Origin of the sequence: Nonomuraea aridisoli (assembly GCF_003236395.1) — a bacterium.
Classification (GTDB): Bacteria; Actinomycetota; Actinomycetes; order Streptosporangiales; family Streptosporangiaceae; genus Nonomuraea; species Nonomuraea aridisoli.
Window position 1 is genome coordinate 17981 of sequence record NZ_POUD01000081.1, and the last position, 14582, is coordinate 32562.

Below are 14582 nucleotides of genomic sequence, written 5' to 3' on the forward strand. Positions count from 1 at the left end.
AGAGGTTCCCAGCTTATGTTCAAGCGGCTGCCTGGCGACGAGGCGCGCAACCTCGTCTCCACCACGCCTGACACGGCCGTTGTCTTCCGACCGGCCGTCGTCACCACACCCGCCATCCTCACCATCGTCATCCTCATCTGGCGCATGCTCGCCGGACTCGTTCGTACGGCCTGGCGTCACCCCATCGCGGCCACCGTCCCGGTGATTCCCGGCGCTGTCTGGTACGTCTACGGCTGGCCGGCGTCGGCCTCCCTGTCCGGGACGGTCGTCCTTGCCCTGATCTCATGGGCGTTCATCGACCGCCCATCGTTCGTCCGCCTCGTCGGCTACCGGCTGCTGGCCTGGTGGCGGTTCGTCTGGATCTACCGCCGCCACTGGCAACCCGTCATGATCGTCTCCGGCCTCGGCCGCCACCTCAAGGGCCGCGACTACCTGCCCATCCTCGGCAAGGTCACCTGCACCTCCTGGGCCGACCTGGTCACCGTACGCATGCTCAAGGGCCAGGCGGTCAAGGACTGGTCCGACCGCCTCGACCACCTGGCCCAGGGCTTCGGCGCGCGGTCCTGCCGGGTGGCGCTCGCCAGCTCCGGGCGGCTCATCCTGACCTTCCCGCGCAGCGATCCACTCGCCTCACCCATGCCCGCCCTCCCCATACCTCAAGAGGCGACCGTGGGACCGGTCGAGATCGGCCGGAGCGAGGACGGGCAACCATGGCGGCTCAAGGTCCACGGCACTCACGTCCTGGTCGCGGGCGCCACCGGGGCCGGCAAGGGGTCGATCATCTGGTCCGTCATTCGTGCTCTCCTGCCCGCCGTCCGGGCCGGTCTGGTCGAGCTGTGGGCCCTGGACCCGAAATTGATGGAGCTGTCCTACGGGCGTGACCTGTTCGGCGAACGGTACGCGGCCACGCCGGAGGAGTGCGCCGAGGCGCTGGAAGAGGCCGTGTCCGTCATGCAGAAGCGGGCGGCCCGGTTCGCCGGTCTCCAGCGCTCCCACGTCCCCACCGTCAAGGACCCGTTCGTCCTGGTCGTGGTGGACGAGGTGGCGTTCCTGACCGCGTACCAGTCCGATCGTGGGCTCAGGCAGCGGATCTCCGCCGCGCTGGCCACGCTCACCACGCAAGGCCGCGCGGTCGGCGTCGGCGTTCTGGCAGCGTTGCAGGACCCGCGCAAAGAGGTCATGAACATCCGCAACCTGTTCCCCGACAAGATCGCTTTGCGGCTGGACGAGTCGGAACAGGTGGACATGGTCCTCGGCGACGGCGCCCGCGACCGTGGCGCGCTGGCCGACCACATCTCGCCGGTTCCGGAGCTGGGCGCGGGCGTCGGCTACGTCCGGCTGGAAACCAGCCCCGACCCCATCCGGGTCCGCGCCGCCTACGTCTCCGACGCCGATATCCGCGCCATGGCCGCGCCGTACGGGGAGGCCGCATGAAGATCTGCTTCCACGGCACCGCCGACGAGATCAGCCTCGTCGCCGGCCGTCCCCTGCTGGTCCTGCTGACCGCCCGCGACCTCCCCCGGATGCGGGTCTTCGAGCTCTACCACTCCCGAATCCACGTACACCCACGCCTGGAGCACTACCGGCTCTGCGCCCTCATCACCGAGACCACCGACGAAGGGAGGACCGCATGACCCACCCGCACGACCGCGCCCTGCCCCGCGCCGTCCGCCAGGCCATGCCGATGGCCCGCGACGTGCTCATAGAGGTCGCCAAGCAGCACGGCGTCTGCATCCGGCCCATCGCGCTACGGCGGTTCGACATCGTCACCGGCAAGGCCGAGGTCATCGACGTGCCGTGCGGCTCCACCCTGGCCAGCAAGTGCCCGCCCTGCGCCAAGCGCAACCGCCAGCTCCGCATGGCTCAGTGCCGCGAGGGCTGGCACCTGGACGAGGAACCCACCATCACGCCGGACGAGCCGGACGAGGAACAGCGCTGGCTCATCGCGTTCCGCGCCGACATGCAGGCCAAGCGCGACGCCGCCGCACAGGCCGGCGAGGACACCACCGACCTGGACGCGCTCCTGGCCGGCCTCGATGACGAGATCAACGCCGCAGGCATGAGAGGACGAGTCACCGGATCCGCGGCTCCCAAGCGCACCCGCTCGACCCGGCGACGCCAGGACGCACCGGACCTGCCCAAGCGCAAGATGGTCCACACCACCCTGGGCCGCACCTTCCAAGCCTCGGACGGCAGGGTCTATCGGCCGTCCCTGTTCGTCACGCTAACCCTGCCTTCGTACGGGAAGGTCCGCGACGGCGTCCCCATCAACCCGGACACCTACGACTACCGGCGCGCCGCCCGAGATGCGCTGCACTTCTCCAAGCTCGTCGATCGCTTCGTGCAGAACCTGCGCCGGGTCGCGGGCTATGACGTGCAGTACTTCGCCTCGGTAGAGCCTCAGAAGCGGCTGGCTCCGCATCTGCACATGGCCATCCGGGGCACCCTGCCGCGCGCCGAGATCAAGCAGATAGCCGCCGCCACCTACCACCAGGCCTGGTGGCCGCAGGCTGACGAAGTCGTCTTCGAGGGTGATCACATCCCGGTCTGGCAGGACGGCACCGGCTACCTCGACCCGACTACCGGCGAAGTCCTGCCCACCTGGGACGAGGCCCTCGACGCGATAGGCGAGGACGCCGAACCCCTCCACGTGATCCGCTTCGGCGAACAGATCGATGTCCAAGGTGTCCTGGCCGGCACCCCGGACGCCGACCAGTGCATCCGCTACCTGTCCAAGTACCTGACCAAGTCCATCGGCGACGCCCTCGACGGCGGCCAGGCCCAACGCGACCACGCCGCCCGCCTGCTCGACGCCCTCCGCTACGAACCCTGCTCACCGACCTGCCCGAACTGGCTCCGCTACGGCGTCCAGCCCAAGGGAGCCAAGCCCGGCATGCAACCAGGCCACTGCCGTGGCAAGGCCCACAAGCCCGACCACCTCGGCTACGCCGGGCGGCGCGTCCTGGTCTCGCGCAAGTGGTCCAACAAGACCCTCGCCGAACACAAGCAAGACCGCCGCACCTGGGCCCTGGAAGCCCTCGGCCAAGCCAACGAACCCACCGACCCACACCGCTACGTTTGGAAGCCGGTCCCGGCCGGAGACGCCAACGTGCCACCCCTCGCCGTACGCCTCCTGCGCACGGTCGCCGAACGCCAACGCTGGCGAGCCCACCTGAGAGAGCTGGAGGCCAGAGCGGCCGGTCAAGATCTTTCGGCAATTCGAGGGGAGGCGGCCTGATGGATCCCTTGTTCTACCGTCCAAAGGACGCAGCGACCGCCCTCGGCATGAGCCGGACGGCCGTCTTCCGACTGATCAAGTCGGGTGAACTCCGATCGATCAAGCACAATGGCTACCGGCTGATCCCCGCCGCCGCTCTTGTGGACTACGCCCGCGCGCTTGAGGCTCAAGCCTCTATGGAGGTGGCGTGATGGCCGAAAGGAAGCCTAATGGCCGCTCGTCCATCTACCTCGGCAAGGACGGCAAATGGCACGGCTGGGTGACGGTCGGCATCAAACCGGATGGGTCGCCTGATCGCCGGCACCGTAAGGGCAAGACCGAGGCGGAGGTGACGCGCAAGGTTCGCGAACTGGAGAACCAGCGCGAGTCAGGCCGGGTGAGCAGGGCGGGCCGTGCTCCTACTGTCGCCGAGTGGATGGCGGAGTTCCTCGACGTGATCTGTGAGCGCCTGGTCCTCTCCGACAAGATGGCGCCGCGCACGCTGACGGACTACCGGTCGAAGACGAGGAATTGGATCGTGCCGCTCCTCGGCAAACACCGCTTGGACCGACTCATGCCCGAGCACCTCGATACCGCGTACACAACGATGCTGGAAGAGGGCCTGTCCTCCAGCAGCGTGCTCAAGGTGCACCGGATCTTGTCCCGCGCTCTCACGATCGCCGTACGCCGGGGCCGCATCGCTCGCAACGTGGCCACGCTGATCGATGCGCCCTCCGCCACCACGACGGAGATCGAACCGCTGACCGGGGAAGAGGCGCGACGCATCCTCGAAGTAGCCAAGACCAAGAGGAACGGGGCGCGGTGGTCGGTGGCCCTGGCTCTCGGCATCCGCCAGGGCGAGGCCCTCGGACTCCGCTGGTCGTACGTCGATCTGGAGACTGGGGAGGTGCGGGCGTGGTTTCAGATCCAGCGGTCGGAATGGCAGCACGGCTGCGATGATCCGCACGCCTGCGGCGAGAAGTGGCACCGCAAGGCGTGCAGGCGCAACTGCAAGGAGCACCGGCACGAGAGCGACTGCAAGCCGGGCTGTAAGAAGCGCGCTCACCGCTGCTGCAAGCGCCCGTGCCCCAAGGACTGCACCAGCCACGCCGACAAGTGCCCGAAGCGCACAGGCGGCGGTCTCCTCTTCCGGCAACGCAAGGGCAAGGGCAAGCTCACCCTCCAGTGCCCTCCGGCGCTCCTGGCTCTCCTACGGGCCCACAAGAAGGTCCAGGCGGCCGAACGGCTCAGAGCTGGGGACAAGTGGACGGATCACGATCTGGTCTTCACAACGAAGCTCGGCGGCCCGATCGAGCGCACCGAGGACTGGAAGCAGTGGAAGACCATCCTCAAGCAGGCCGGCGTCAGGGACGTCCGGGTCCACGACGCCCGGCACACCGCCGCGACCCTGTTGATAGAGCAGGGCGTCCACATCCGCGTCGTACAGGAAATCCTCGGCCACACTCGGGTCACCACCACCGAGCGCTACACCCACGTGGCAACTCTCCAGATGAAGGACGCCAGTGACCGCATGGGCGCCGCGCTCTGGGGATCGTCCTGAGGACAACTGCAACCCGAACTGCAACCCTGATGTTCGCAGAGATCAAAAAGGCCCTCTCCCCGTACTCGGGAAGAGGGCCTTTCGCCTGCGGAGGATCGGGGATTTGAACCCCGGATGGCCGGTAAGACCAAACCGCATTAGCAGTGCGGCGCCATAGACCTGACTAGGCGAATCCTCCTGGAAGCCTTGGTGGCTCAGGACAGAGTACCGGCCTTCCGGCGAGGCGGCAAAGCGAATCGGCCGGCCGCCTTCGCCAGGCGTCTTCAACAGTCTGTGGGTAACTGCCTGTGGATGAAAGCCCGCCCTGCTGGGGCGGGCTTTCCGGCTGTGGATAACTCAGGCGGCCGGGTTGGCCTCGCCCTCGATCTCGATCTTGATCTTCTTGCCCACCAGGACGCCGCCGGTCTCCAGGGCCTGGTTCCAGGTCAGGCCGAACAGCTCGCGGTCGATCTCCGTGGTGATCGAGAAGCCCCACACCTGGACGCCCCACGGGTTCGTGCCGACGCCGCCGTACTCGACGTTCAGCTCGACCTCCTTGGTGACGTCGCGGATGGTCAGGTCGCCGACGACGGTGAAGTCGCTGCCCGAGTGGCCCACGACGCGGGTGCTCTTGAAGGTGATCTCGGGGAACTTGTCGACGGACAGGAAGTCGTCGCTGCGCAGGTGGTTGTCGCGGTCCGGCATGCCGGTCTCGATGGTGTTCGCCTGGATGGTCAGCTCGGCGCTCGACTCCAGCGGGTTCTCGCCGATCGTGACCGAGCCGCTGAAGCCGCCGAAGTAGCCGCGCACCTTCGTGAACATCATGTGCTTGGCGACGAAACCGATGTGCGTGTGCGTCGCGTCGATGGCGTAGGTGCCGGGGGCGGGAACGGTCAGGTTCTCCCAGGTACGGGTGCTCATGGGTTCTCCTCAGGGAAGGTTGGCTCAGTTGGATGTCTGCGGCAACAACTGTCTACACGAGGAATATTCCCCCCGTCAACCAACGTCGGGTAGGCTGTGAACGTGCTGAACTTGGACGACCCCCGGCTCACCGCCGTCGGACTGCTGACCGAGGTGCATGCAGGTTTGATGGACAGGTTCCAGCCCGTCCTCAACGACGCCGGCCTGTCGGAGATCGACTTCGAATGTCTCCTCCGCCTGGCCCGTTCCCCCGGTCACCAGCTGCGCATGAGCGACCTGGCCGCGCAGACCGGCCTGTCCACGAGCGGGGTGACCCGGGTCGTCGACCGGCTGGAGCGCGACAACCTCGTCGTGCGCGAGGCCTGCTCGACCGACCGCAGGGCCTCGTACGCGACCCTCACCCCCACCGGGCTGGAACGGCTGGAAACCGTCCTGCCCCAACATCTGCAGGACATCGACGACTGCTTCACCAGCCTGCTGGAGGGGCCCGAGCTGGAGGGATTCCTGGCCAGCCTGCGCAAGATCCGCGCAGTCGTCCGCCCCTGCGCCACCGCGGGCGCGACCGGCGAGGAGGCTAGCGCGGCAGACCCAGCGCGCTCCTGAGCTTGGCCATCGCCCGCGAGACGGTGCTCTTCACCGTGCCGACGCTGATCCCCAGCGTCCTGGCGATCTCGGGCTCCGTCATGTCCTCGTAGTAGCGCAGGACGATCGCGGCCCGCATGCGCTCGGGCAGCTCCTGCAGCGCCCGTTCCAGCGCCTCCTGCACCTCGGACGTCACCTCGGCGCTCGCCGCCTCGTGGCCTGCGGCCACCTCGGGCAGCTCGTCCGACGGGTACTCCTCCAGCTTGCGCCGCCGCCACTGCGAGATGTTGATGTTGACCATGGCCCGCCGCACGTAGCCGTCCAGGGCGTTGCGGTCCTCGATGCGGTCCCAGGCCAGGTACGTCTTGGTCAGCGCGCTCTGCAGCAGATCCTCGGCGTCCAGCGGGTGACCGGTGAGCTGGTGTGCCGCACGCAGCAGGGCGGGACCGCGCGTCAACACGTACTCGCGGAACTCGTCTTCCCGGCCGGTGGTCTGCATCGTGGCCAGAATCGCAGCTTGATGCCCGTTTGGCGCCGTACCACAATTCAGGTTTCGGCCCGCCCACGACAAAGGTCCGTCAAGGTCGGTGGCGGTTTGTACGCCGCCGGGAGTGAAGTCCCTTCCCCCGGGATGCGTATTTTGCTCTCGTCTGGGCCGCTAAGGTGTGGCCCGCCCCCAAGTCGTGTGAATCTAGTATCCGACGAGGGAGGGGCGGATGGGGTATCCGAGCGTTGAGCGCCGCCGGGTGCTCGCGGCAGCCGCACTCGGCCGCGAGAGCGGCGTCGAGGGCCCCGATCCGGGCAGCGGCGAGCCCCTGCGCTCGGTCGTCGGCGAGATCCTCGACGTCAGCCCGCACCTGATGACCATCGAGACCTCCGACGGCGCCCAGGAACGTCTGGTGATCGCGCCGTGGGCCAAGGCCTGGCACGGTGCCGACACCGCCCCGGCCGACCTGCCCGTCGGCGCCATGGTGATCATGCGGACGCTGCGCGACGGCCGGGTCGTCGACCGCGTCTGGGCCGACATCACGCGCCTGACCGGCACGATCCTGTCCATCGAGGGCCGCAAGGATCTGACGGTCGAGCTCGACTGCGGCCCGCACCGGGGCCACCGCACGATCGTCATCCCCTACCGGGCGTCGGGACGGCTCCAGGTGCGCCATCCCAAGTTCGAGCCCGGTTACCTGCTCGACGCGATCGGCGTCCGGCGTGACGGCACGGGCCTCGCCCTGCTGCCCGCGACCTCGCAGCCTGCCTACCTGGCGCGTTCGGTGCCGCCCCCGCCGCCGGCGTACGCGGGGATGCAGTCGCGCATCGCGGGCACCGTCACCTGGTCGGACACGTTCGACGAGGAGGAACGGGGCGCGGCCTACCCCATGCTGGAACGTTCTGACACCGGCTGCGCCCAGGCGGGCGTGTCGTGCGCGGGCCTGCCGTACCTCGCGGTCGGGTCGCTCCTTCAGGTGAAGAACGTCTGCTCCGACCGCGCCGCCAACGTTCCCGTGGTGGCGTGCGGATGTCTGGCGGGGCGGTTCTGCGACCGCTGCGTCGAATGCGACACCTCTCCGCGGGGCCGGATCGCGGAGCTGTCGCCGTCCTCCTTCGTGGAGCTCGGCGGCGACCTGGTCAAGGGATGCTTCAACGCTCAGATCGGATTGGGGTGACACGCGCGTGCTGGCCTCGCAGCTCCCGCTTCTGATCGTGCTGCTCGTCCTCGGCACGATCGCCAAGGTGTCCACCGTCGTGTCCGGGCGCGAGCCCGGCGCGCTGTCACGCCTCGGGCCGGCCGTGCTGGTGCCGGGGCGCATGCAGGTCCCGGCGCTGCTGGCGTGCGCGGTCGGCGAGCTGGTGCTGGCGGCCGGGCTCCTGGTGACCACGCATCCGCTCTTCCGGTGGGGGACGGTCGCGTTCTTCGCGATGTCCACGTACGTGCTGCTGGAGCTGCGCAGGCGGCGGCCCGACGCGGGCTGCGGCTGCTTCGGCGAGGTGAGCTCGGCGCCGGTCGGCGTGCGCTCGATCGGCAGGACGGTCCTGCTGACCGGGATGGCGCTGATGACGGTGTGGGCGCCGGCGACCGGCTGGGCGGCGATCACGCGGCCGTCGTGGATGTACGTGGCCGCCGGGGTGGCGCTGCTCGCCCTGCTGTCGCCCGAGATCGAGGAGTTGGCCGACCGGCTGCGTTACCGCGCGCCGTGCGAGCAGCGGCCGGGGCCGGCCGAGTCGGTGACGCTGTCCCGGCTGCGCTCGAGCGGCACCTGGCGGGCCTACCAGGCCGAGCTGGCCACCCCCGAGCCGTACGACAGCTGGCGCGAGCTGTGCTGGCGGTTCTTCGCCTTCCGCAACCGCGACGACGACGATGTGGTCTTCGCCGTCTACCTGAGCGGGCGGCGCCCGGCGGTGCGGGTCGCGGTGGTCGGCGGGGCGGACAGCGAATCTCTGCCGGAATATACGCCCGTATCGGCCTGACGCTAGACAGGCCGATATTTCGATCGACAGGCAGCGCGATACAGCTCTATTGGGCTGTCTAGCTTCCCCACTAGACAGCCCAATAGAGGTCTAGGGGCGTCGCTCAGACGGGCTGAGCGCGCAGGAACTTGCCGAAGTGCGGCACCGTGAACGCGATCAGGCCGCGCTCGGCGCTGTAGATGAGCCCTTTCTTGATGAGGCTGTCGCGGGCGGGTGAGAGGCTGGACGGCTTGCGCCCGAGGGCGTCGGCCACCTCGGAGGTCGGGACCGGCTCGTCGCCGATCTGGGCCATGGCGTGCATGTAGTCGCGCTCGGCCGGGGTGGCCCGCTCGTAGCGGCTGCCGAAGAACCCGACGGCGAGCTCCTGCTCGGCCTCCGGCGCGGAGACCTTGACGTCTTCGATGGTGATCGGGCTGCGCGGCGCGAGGTCCCAGGCGACCTTGCCGTACGCCTGCACGAAGTAGGGGTAGCCGTCGGCCGCCTCGTAGAGGGCGTCGAGCGCCTCCTGGGTGAACTCGACGTCCTCCTCGCGCGCCGGGAGGATCAGCGCGAGGTCGGCCGCCTCCCGGTCGAGCTTGTCGATGCGCGCGTAGCGGAAGAGCCGTTCGGAATAGCTCTTGCTGGCCGACAGCACGCTCGGCAGGTGCGGCAGCCCGGCGCCCACCACGATCAGCGGCCCGCCGGTCTGCGAGAGCTCGTGGCAGGCTGCGCAGAGCGCGGAGACGTCGGCGGGCGGGACGTCCTGCATCTCGTCGATGAACAGGGCGATGCCGACGGCCAGGTCGGTGGCGACGCCGGCGGCGTCGACGAACAACTCGGTGAGGTCGATCTCCAGGTCGCCGGAGTCGGCGCGCCCGCGGCTGGCGGGCACCTCGATGCCGGGCGACCAGTGGGAGGTGCCCTTGGCCGCCGCCGGATCGCGCATGGCGAACGCCTTGAGCACCCCGAGGAACTCCTCGATGCGCTCGGGCGCGCGGTGGCGGGGGGCGAGCTCGCGGATGGCCATGTGGAGCGCCGCGGCCACCGGACGCCTGATCGACTGGTCGGGCCGGGCCTCGATCTTGCCCGTGCCCCACAGCCGCTGCATGGCCATGGACTTGAACGTGTTGAGCAGGACGGTCTTGCCGACGCCGCGCAGCCCGGTCACGACCATGCTGCGCTCGGGGCGACCCCGGGCCACCCGCTCCAGCACGACCTCGAACTGCTGCAGCTCACGATCGCGCCCGGCGAGCTCCGGCGGACGCTGCCCGGCGCCGGGGGCGTAAGGATTGCGCACAGGGTCCACGCTCTGGGACTCTATTGCCGGATATAGCGGCCGTCTTAGATTTGGGAAGAAAGCGCTACGGCGTGTCCGGGCAGGGGCGACCGCGAGCACCGTCATCGAACACACCCCTCTCCACCAGGCCGAACCCTTGTTCGAGTCGATGCCTACGACTGTAGCGCGGACTCGAACACCCATGCGATGCTTTCGGGTAAAGATCTTTGCAACAGCCCGGCTCCCCCGAGCGTCTCGGTGATGTGGAGTTCGAGGATTTCGTGCGGGCGCGCGGCCCGGCGCTGCTCCGGTACGGCTACGTGCTCACCGGCAACGCCGACGACGCGGCCGACCTGGTGCAGGAGGCGCTGCTCAAGCTGAGCGACTCCTGGCCACGGGTCCGCAACAAGGACAACCCGGAGTCGTACGTCCGCACGACCATGGCCAGGCAGCACGTCAGCTGGTGGCGCAGGCGGCGCAGGGAGCAGCTGACGGACGACCCGCCGGAGGGCTCCTACACCGACGACCCCGCGTTCGGCGAGCTGTGGAAGGAGCTCGCCACGCTGCCGCGCAGGCAGCGCGCGGTGATCGTGCTGCGCTACTACGAGGACCTGCCCGACCAGGAGATCGCCGACATCCTCGGCATCTCCCGCGGGACCGTACGCAGCCAGGCATTCCACGCGCTCAACGCGTTGCGCGTCAAGCCCACGGTGCTCGAAAGGGGACGGGCATGAGGACAGAGGACGAACTGGTCGAGGCGCTGCGGTCGGCGGCCGGCCGTGCTCCCGGCGCGGACGAGCTGCTCGCCGGGGTCGCCCGGCGCAGGCGGCGCAGGACGCGGCGCCGGGTGAGCGCGCTGGCCGCCGCAGCGGCGGTGGTCGTGGTGGCCGCGGGGGTGAGGGGCGTCGTGTGGGACCCGGGCGGGGTCGACGCGGTGGCCCCGACCAGCTCCGCGCCACGGCCCACCGTGACCAGGACCCTGGCCCCGCCGCCGACCGCGGAGCCGCGGCCCACGGTCACCCTCACGATCACCGCACGGCCCACCGGGTCCGCTCCTCCGGGCAGGTCCAAGGTCGTGCCGGCGGAGATGCTCTGGCCGGGGGCGTACTTCACGATGCCGGCGCGGGACGCCGACGGATGGCGGCGCCGTCCCATCATGGGGATCGGCGCCGCGGAGGTGCTGCTCTTCGCGTCCGGGCCGGGCGAGAAGACCGGCCGGCTGGAGGTGTACGACTCGGTCACGGGCGAGATCCGCGCGGTCACGACACCTCGTACCGACGGGATGACCGGGGCGCTCGTCCAGGTCGCCGCCGCCGACGGCGAGAACCTCGTCTGGACCTCCTACGGCGAGAAGGACGGCACGAGCCTCCGCCAGATCTGGACGGCCCCGCTGACCGGCAAGGCGAAACTGCTCGCCACGGTCAGCGGCCTCGGGAGCGACATCGACATGATGCAGCTCGACGGCGACCACGTCGTGTGGTCCGAACGCTCCCGAGGCGGCGTGTGGCGCATGCCCCTCGCGGGCGGCACTCCGCGGAGGCTGCCCGGCGGCGACGGCCTGCACCTGGTCGACTGGCCGGTGGCCGGCGACGTGGCCGCCGACCCCGGCCCGAGCGTCCGCAACCAGACGCTGATCGCCGACCTGACGCGCGGCACGAAGGCGGCGGTGGCCGTGCCGCCGGGCGCGAAGGGGCTGCGGTGCGGCCGCACCTGGTGCACGGGACACGACGACAAGGGCGGCTTCCTCCAGCGCTTCGACGGCACGGCCGTGACCCGTCTCGACGCCCTCGGCTCGTCGGCTCAGGCCCCGGCGCGCGACCGGTTCGTGTACGTCCGCGACGGCGTCTACGACATCGCGACAGGAAAGGTCGCCGTGATCGACGCGGACGACGGCGCCTGGTTCGCCGACGGCGGCGCCCCCGGGCCCGGCTCGATCCTCTACTGGGAGAACGAACGCGGCACGCTCGGCGTCCTGAACTTGGCAGCCGTCCCACCCGCGCAATAGCGTTTCGGGCCATGCGGACCTTCGCGAATGTTCACGAGCTCAAGACGGCCGTCGGCGAGACGTTCGGCCCGACCGAGTGGCGCACCGTCACCCAGGAGCAGGTCAACCTGTTCGCCGACGCCACCGACGACCACCAGTGGATCCACGTCGACGTGGAGCGCGCCAAGGAGGGCCCGTTCGGCGGCACCGTCGCCCACGGCTACCTGACGCTGTCGCTGCTGCCGACGTTCATGTTCTCGCTGGTGCAGGTCGAGGGCATCGCGATGGGCGTCAACTTCGGCCTGAACAAGGTCCGCTTCCCGAGGCCGGTGCCCGTCGGCGCGCGCGTCAGGGCCGTGGGCGAGCTCACCGACGTCAAGGGCACCCCCGCCGGCTACCTGGCGAACGTGAAGATGACCGTCGAGATCGAGGGCGAGAGGCGCGCCGCCTGCGTCGCCGAGACCCTCATCCTGTACGTCCCGGCCGAGTGACCGTCACAGGATGATCGCGGCGAGCGCGGCCAGGCCGAGGAGCCCGAGGTAGGCCAGCACGAGCCGGGTGTCACGGAGGAAGCACTTGCTCCGGGTCAGCCCGGCTCGCCGCGCCTTCCAGTACCCGGCGAACCCCAGCGCCGCGAACCCGAGCACCGCCCACGGCCCGAGCAGCCAGGCGAGCAGCGCCACCGTCGCGTACACGCACAACCGCAGCGGATCGTACGGCTCCTGCTTCACGCGATCACCCTCCCCGGCTCCGCGGCCACCGCCGACAGCCGCTGGCGCGACAACTGCGGCCAGGCCTGTACGGCGCAGAACGGCGCGCACTGGTCCTGCTCCGCCCGCGTGCCGACGTGCACGCAGCACTGCGTGAGACGTTCCTCGATCATCGTGGAGACATCCATGAACGGCTTGACCGTCAGGCGCACCACCCGCTCGCCCAGCATCCGCCGCAGCTTCTTCCTGCGGCCCGGCAGGGCCGAGGAGGCGAGGGTGAGCAGGGTGGAGACGCCGAGGTCGCAGTTCTCGCAGATCGTCCGCCACAGGTCGCCGATCTGCGGATGCGACAACGACGACTGCTCCGACAGCAGTTCGAGCAGCGACTCCTGGACGGCCAGGCGCAGCTCGCGCGGGATCTCGCTGTCGGCGATGCGGTTGGAGACCAGGCCCAGGTGCTCCTTGAGGCGGTCGTGGCCGATCAGCTCGGTGAGCGAGCGCCAGCGGCCCCCGTCGTCGCGGATGAGGTAGCCGACCGAGCAGCAGTGCGGGTGGGAGCAGGGCAGCGCGGTCAGGTCGCGCCAGGTCACCAGGCCGCCGGTCTGCGGGCCGAGGCGCTTGAGCACGCCGGTGTGGGTGAGGCGGTCCATCGGGTCGATCGTCCCCGACCTGCCCGAGCCGAACTGCGGCTGCAGCGACACGCCCCCGACGTACGGGGTGTCGAGCGCGAGGCGTACGACGTCGCCGATCTCGGCGTCGTTGACGCCCAGGGCGGCGGTCATGACGAGCGTGGTGAAGATCTCGCGCTCGGACAGGCGGCGCAGGGCGTCGGCCTTCAGGCGGGTCAGGTCGCCGCCCCGGTGGTGGCGGGAGGCGTCCGCGCCGCCGTCGTACTGCAGGTAGACCTCGACGCGCTCCCGATGCTCCGTGAGGAGGTCGAGCAGGGCGTCGTCGCGGGCGACCAGGACGCCGTTGGTGTTGATCAGGATGCGGGTGACCGGGCGGTCGGAGAGCTCGGCGAGGAGGGTCTTGAGCTCGGGGTGCAGGGTGGGCTCGCCGCCGCTCAGCATGAGGACGTCGAGCTTGCCGTTCTCGCGTTCGAGGCGCTGGTCGACGTTCGCGAGGATGTCGGGGACGGGGACGATCCCGGTGAGGTCGGGCGAGCTGTCGGCGAAGCAGGTGGGGCAGCGCAGGTTGCAGGCCTCGGCGATGTCCTCGAGGAGGATGCAGGTGTGCTGGGTCTGCATCTCGGGCAGGCCGCGGAGGTAGGCGGCGGGGACGGGATCGAAGTTGCCGGCGAGGTCGGGGAGATGTCGCTTGGTGGGGGCGGTCCACTCCTCCAGATATTCGAGGATTTTTGGATCTTCGTCGTACAAAGTGCGGATAAGTCCGTGTTTGCGGCAGCCGCGTTCCAGCCACACGCGGCCGTCGCGCTCGGCCAGGTAGCCGCTCAGCCGTTCGACCTGCTCCAGGTCGGCGCCGTGACACCGGGGGCAGAACGCGTTGACGTACCGGAGGATGCGGTCGCCCCGCAGGCCCATCCCTGCGCTCATGTCATGACCTTTCGCTGGAAGAGGGGTTGGTAGTAGCCGCGCCGCCAGCCGTACCCCAGCCTGACGGCGAGCAGCAGCATCCCCGGGACGAGGAACCACTGGGGCCGGGTGAGGTCGAGCCAGACGGTCTCGTTGGCCCTCGTGAACTCGACCAGGAAACGGAACCCGGCGTACGCGGCCACGTACAGCGTGAACAGCTCCCCCGGCTGGGTGAGCCGCCGGCGCGCCCACATGAGCGCGGCGAACGCGGCGAGCTGGAAGATGATCTCGTAGACGAACGACGGGTGCATGGCCTGGCCGGTCAGGCAGCCGGGGCATTCGGGCGTGGTGGGCGGGGCGTGCACGCCCCACGGC

17 protein-coding genes and 1 tRNA gene are annotated in these 14582 nt (G+C 69.7%); 11 read left to right on the forward strand and 7 right to left on the reverse strand.

Annotation, left to right across the window (positions count from 1 at the left end):
* Window positions 1-15 precede the first annotated feature (15 nt).
* Genes C1J01_RS20455 through C1J01_RS20475 form a run of 5 tightly spaced genes read left to right on the forward strand, consistent with a single transcriptional unit; the run spans window position 16 to window position 4778 of the window.
* Window positions 16-1434, forward strand: a complete 1419-nt coding sequence (locus C1J01_RS20455; RefSeq protein WP_111180592.1) for an FtsK/SpoIIIE domain-containing protein — start codon at window positions 16-18, stop codon at window positions 1432-1434.
* Window positions 1431-1634 (forward strand): hypothetical protein, encoded by a 204-nt coding sequence (locus tag C1J01_RS20460; RefSeq protein WP_111180593.1) that lies wholly within the window; start codon window positions 1431-1433, stop codon window positions 1632-1634. The genes C1J01_RS20455 and C1J01_RS20460 overlap by 4 nt, the downstream gene beginning before the upstream one ends.
* On the forward strand, window positions 1631-3238 hold the full coding sequence (locus C1J01_RS20465) for a replication initiator (RefSeq protein ID WP_111180594.1): 1608 nt from the start codon (window positions 1631-1633) through the stop codon (window positions 3236-3238). The genes C1J01_RS20460 and C1J01_RS20465 overlap by 4 nt, the downstream gene beginning before the upstream one ends.
* Window positions 3238-3429 carry a helix-turn-helix domain-containing protein gene (locus C1J01_RS20470; RefSeq protein ID WP_111180595.1) on the forward strand — a complete coding sequence of 64 codons (192 nt, stop codon included), beginning with the start codon at window positions 3238-3240 and terminating at the stop codon, window positions 3427-3429. The genes C1J01_RS20465 and C1J01_RS20470 overlap by 1 nt, the downstream gene beginning before the upstream one ends.
* On the forward strand, window positions 3429-4778 hold the full coding sequence (locus C1J01_RS20475; RefSeq protein WP_235854561.1) for a tyrosine-type recombinase/integrase: 1350 nt from the start codon (window positions 3429-3431) through the stop codon (window positions 4776-4778). Before C1J01_RS20470 ends, C1J01_RS20475 begins: the two co-directional genes overlap by 1 nt.
* 88 nt (window positions 4779-4866) lie before the next feature.
* Here the strand turns inward: C1J01_RS20475 and C1J01_RS20480 are convergent.
* A tRNA-Ser gene (locus tag C1J01_RS20480) sits at window positions 4867-4956 on the reverse strand.
* A 158-nt stretch (window positions 4957-5114) separates the two neighbouring features.
* Window positions 5115-5678: a YceI family protein gene (locus C1J01_RS20485; RefSeq protein ID WP_111180596.1), complete on the reverse strand. Its 564-nt coding sequence runs from the start codon at window positions 5676-5678 to the stop codon at window positions 5115-5117.
* 102 nt (window positions 5679-5780) lie between these two features.
* On the opposite strand from C1J01_RS20485, the gene C1J01_RS20490 reads away from it, so the two are divergent.
* Window positions 5781-6281 carry a MarR family winged helix-turn-helix transcriptional regulator gene (locus tag C1J01_RS20490; protein WP_235854559.1) on the forward strand — a complete coding sequence of 167 codons (501 nt, stop codon included), beginning with the start codon at window positions 5781-5783 and terminating at the stop codon, window positions 6279-6281.
* Here C1J01_RS20490 and C1J01_RS20495 read toward each other — a convergent pair.
* Window positions 6253-6759, reverse strand: coding sequence for a SigE family RNA polymerase sigma factor (locus tag C1J01_RS20495; RefSeq protein WP_111180597.1), 507 nt, complete (start codon window positions 6757-6759; stop codon window positions 6253-6255). The two genes, C1J01_RS20490 and C1J01_RS20495, sit on opposite strands and share 29 nt — an antisense overlap.
* Before the next feature lie 217 nt (window positions 6760-6976).
* On the opposite strand from C1J01_RS20495, the gene C1J01_RS20500 reads away from it, so the two are divergent.
* Together C1J01_RS20500 and C1J01_RS20505 are read left to right on the forward strand one after the other, a co-directional pair.
* Window positions 6977-7924 carry a hypothetical protein gene (locus C1J01_RS20500; RefSeq protein ID WP_111180598.1) on the forward strand — a complete coding sequence of 316 codons (948 nt, stop codon included), beginning with the start codon at window positions 6977-6979 and terminating at the stop codon, window positions 7922-7924.
* Between the two features lie 7 nt (window positions 7925-7931).
* Complete coding sequence (locus C1J01_RS20505; RefSeq protein WP_111180599.1) at window positions 7932-8726, forward strand: MauE/DoxX family redox-associated membrane protein; 795 nt, start codon at window positions 7932-7934, stop codon at window positions 8724-8726.
* Window positions 8727-8829: 103 nt separating this feature from the next.
* On the opposite strand, the gene C1J01_RS20510 is transcribed toward C1J01_RS20505, so the two are convergent.
* A complete protein-coding gene (locus C1J01_RS20510) occupies window positions 8830-10011 on the reverse strand; it encodes an ATP-binding protein (protein WP_111180600.1) in 1182 nt (393 codons plus the stop codon).
* Between the two features lie 233 nt (window positions 10012-10244).
* Between C1J01_RS20510 and C1J01_RS20515 the strand changes: the two genes are divergently transcribed.
* The 3 genes from C1J01_RS20515 to C1J01_RS20525 are packed head-to-tail and all read left to right on the forward strand — an operon-like array spanning window position 10245 to window position 12456.
* Entirely contained in the window at window positions 10245-10715 is a 471-nt protein-coding gene (locus C1J01_RS20515; protein ID WP_235854560.1) for a SigE family RNA polymerase sigma factor, read from the forward strand.
* The gene (locus tag C1J01_RS20520) at window positions 10712-11986 is read left to right on the forward strand and encodes a TolB family protein (RefSeq protein ID WP_111180602.1); all 1275 of its coding nucleotides are present in this window, start codon (window positions 10712-10714) and stop codon (window positions 11984-11986) included. Before C1J01_RS20515 ends, C1J01_RS20520 begins: the two co-directional genes overlap by 4 nt.
* An 11-nt stretch (window positions 11987-11997) precedes the next feature.
* Window positions 11998-12456, forward strand: coding sequence for a MaoC family dehydratase (locus tag C1J01_RS20525; protein ID WP_111180603.1), 459 nt, complete (start codon window positions 11998-12000; stop codon window positions 12454-12456).
* Window positions 12457-12459: 3 nt separating this feature from the next.
* Here C1J01_RS20525 and C1J01_RS20530 read toward each other — a convergent pair whose 3' ends face one another.
* The 3 genes from C1J01_RS20530 to C1J01_RS20540 all read right to left on the reverse strand — a co-directional run.
* Entirely contained in the window at window positions 12460-12696 is a 237-nt protein-coding gene (locus tag C1J01_RS20530; protein WP_111180604.1) for a hypothetical protein, read from the reverse strand.
* The gene (locus C1J01_RS20535; protein ID WP_111180605.1) at window positions 12693-14228 is read right to left on the reverse strand and encodes a radical SAM protein; all 1536 of its coding nucleotides are present in this window, start codon (window positions 14226-14228) and stop codon (window positions 12693-12695) included. Before C1J01_RS20535 ends, C1J01_RS20530 begins: the two co-directional genes overlap by 4 nt.
* Window positions 14225-14582: prolipoprotein diacylglyceryl transferase family protein (locus tag C1J01_RS20540; protein ID WP_146615671.1), on the reverse strand; the 358-nt coding region annotated here is incomplete at its 5' end. The genes C1J01_RS20540 and C1J01_RS20535, both read right to left, overlap by 4 nt.

Coding starts and splice junctions, on each gene's coding strand:
- C1J01_RS20475 (WP_235854561.1), top strand. CDS start 3,429: ATGGCCGAAAGGAAGCCTAATGGCCGCTCGTCCATCTACCTCGGCAAG.
- C1J01_RS20465 (WP_111180594.1), top strand. CDS start 1,631: ATGACCCACCCGCACGACCGCGCCCTGCCCCGCGCCGTCCGCCAGGCC.
- C1J01_RS20500 (WP_111180598.1), top strand. CDS start 6,977: ATGGGGTATCCGAGCGTTGAGCGCCGCCGGGTGCTCGCGGCAGCCGCA.
- C1J01_RS20525 (WP_111180603.1), top strand. CDS start 11,998: ATGCGGACCTTCGCGAATGTTCACGAGCTCAAGACGGCCGTCGGCGAG.
- C1J01_RS20535 (WP_111180605.1), bottom strand. CDS start 14,228: ATGAGCGCAGGGATGGGCCTGCGGGGCGACCGCATCCTCCGGTACGTC.
- C1J01_RS20455 (WP_111180592.1), top strand. CDS start 16: ATGTTCAAGCGGCTGCCTGGCGACGAGGCGCGCAACCTCGTCTCCACC.
- C1J01_RS20495 (WP_111180597.1), bottom strand. CDS start 6,759: ATGCAGACCACCGGCCGGGAAGACGAGTTCCGCGAGTACGTGTTGACG.
- C1J01_RS20460 (WP_111180593.1), top strand. CDS start 1,431: ATGAAGATCTGCTTCCACGGCACCGCCGACGAGATCAGCCTCGTCGCC.
- C1J01_RS20520 (WP_111180602.1), top strand. CDS start 10,712: ATGAGGACAGAGGACGAACTGGTCGAGGCGCTGCGGTCGGCGGCCGGC.
- C1J01_RS20470 (WP_111180595.1), top strand. CDS start 3,238: ATGGATCCCTTGTTCTACCGTCCAAAGGACGCAGCGACCGCCCTCGGC.
- C1J01_RS20485 (WP_111180596.1), bottom strand. CDS start 5,678: ATGAGCACCCGTACCTGGGAGAACCTGACCGTTCCCGCCCCCGGCACC.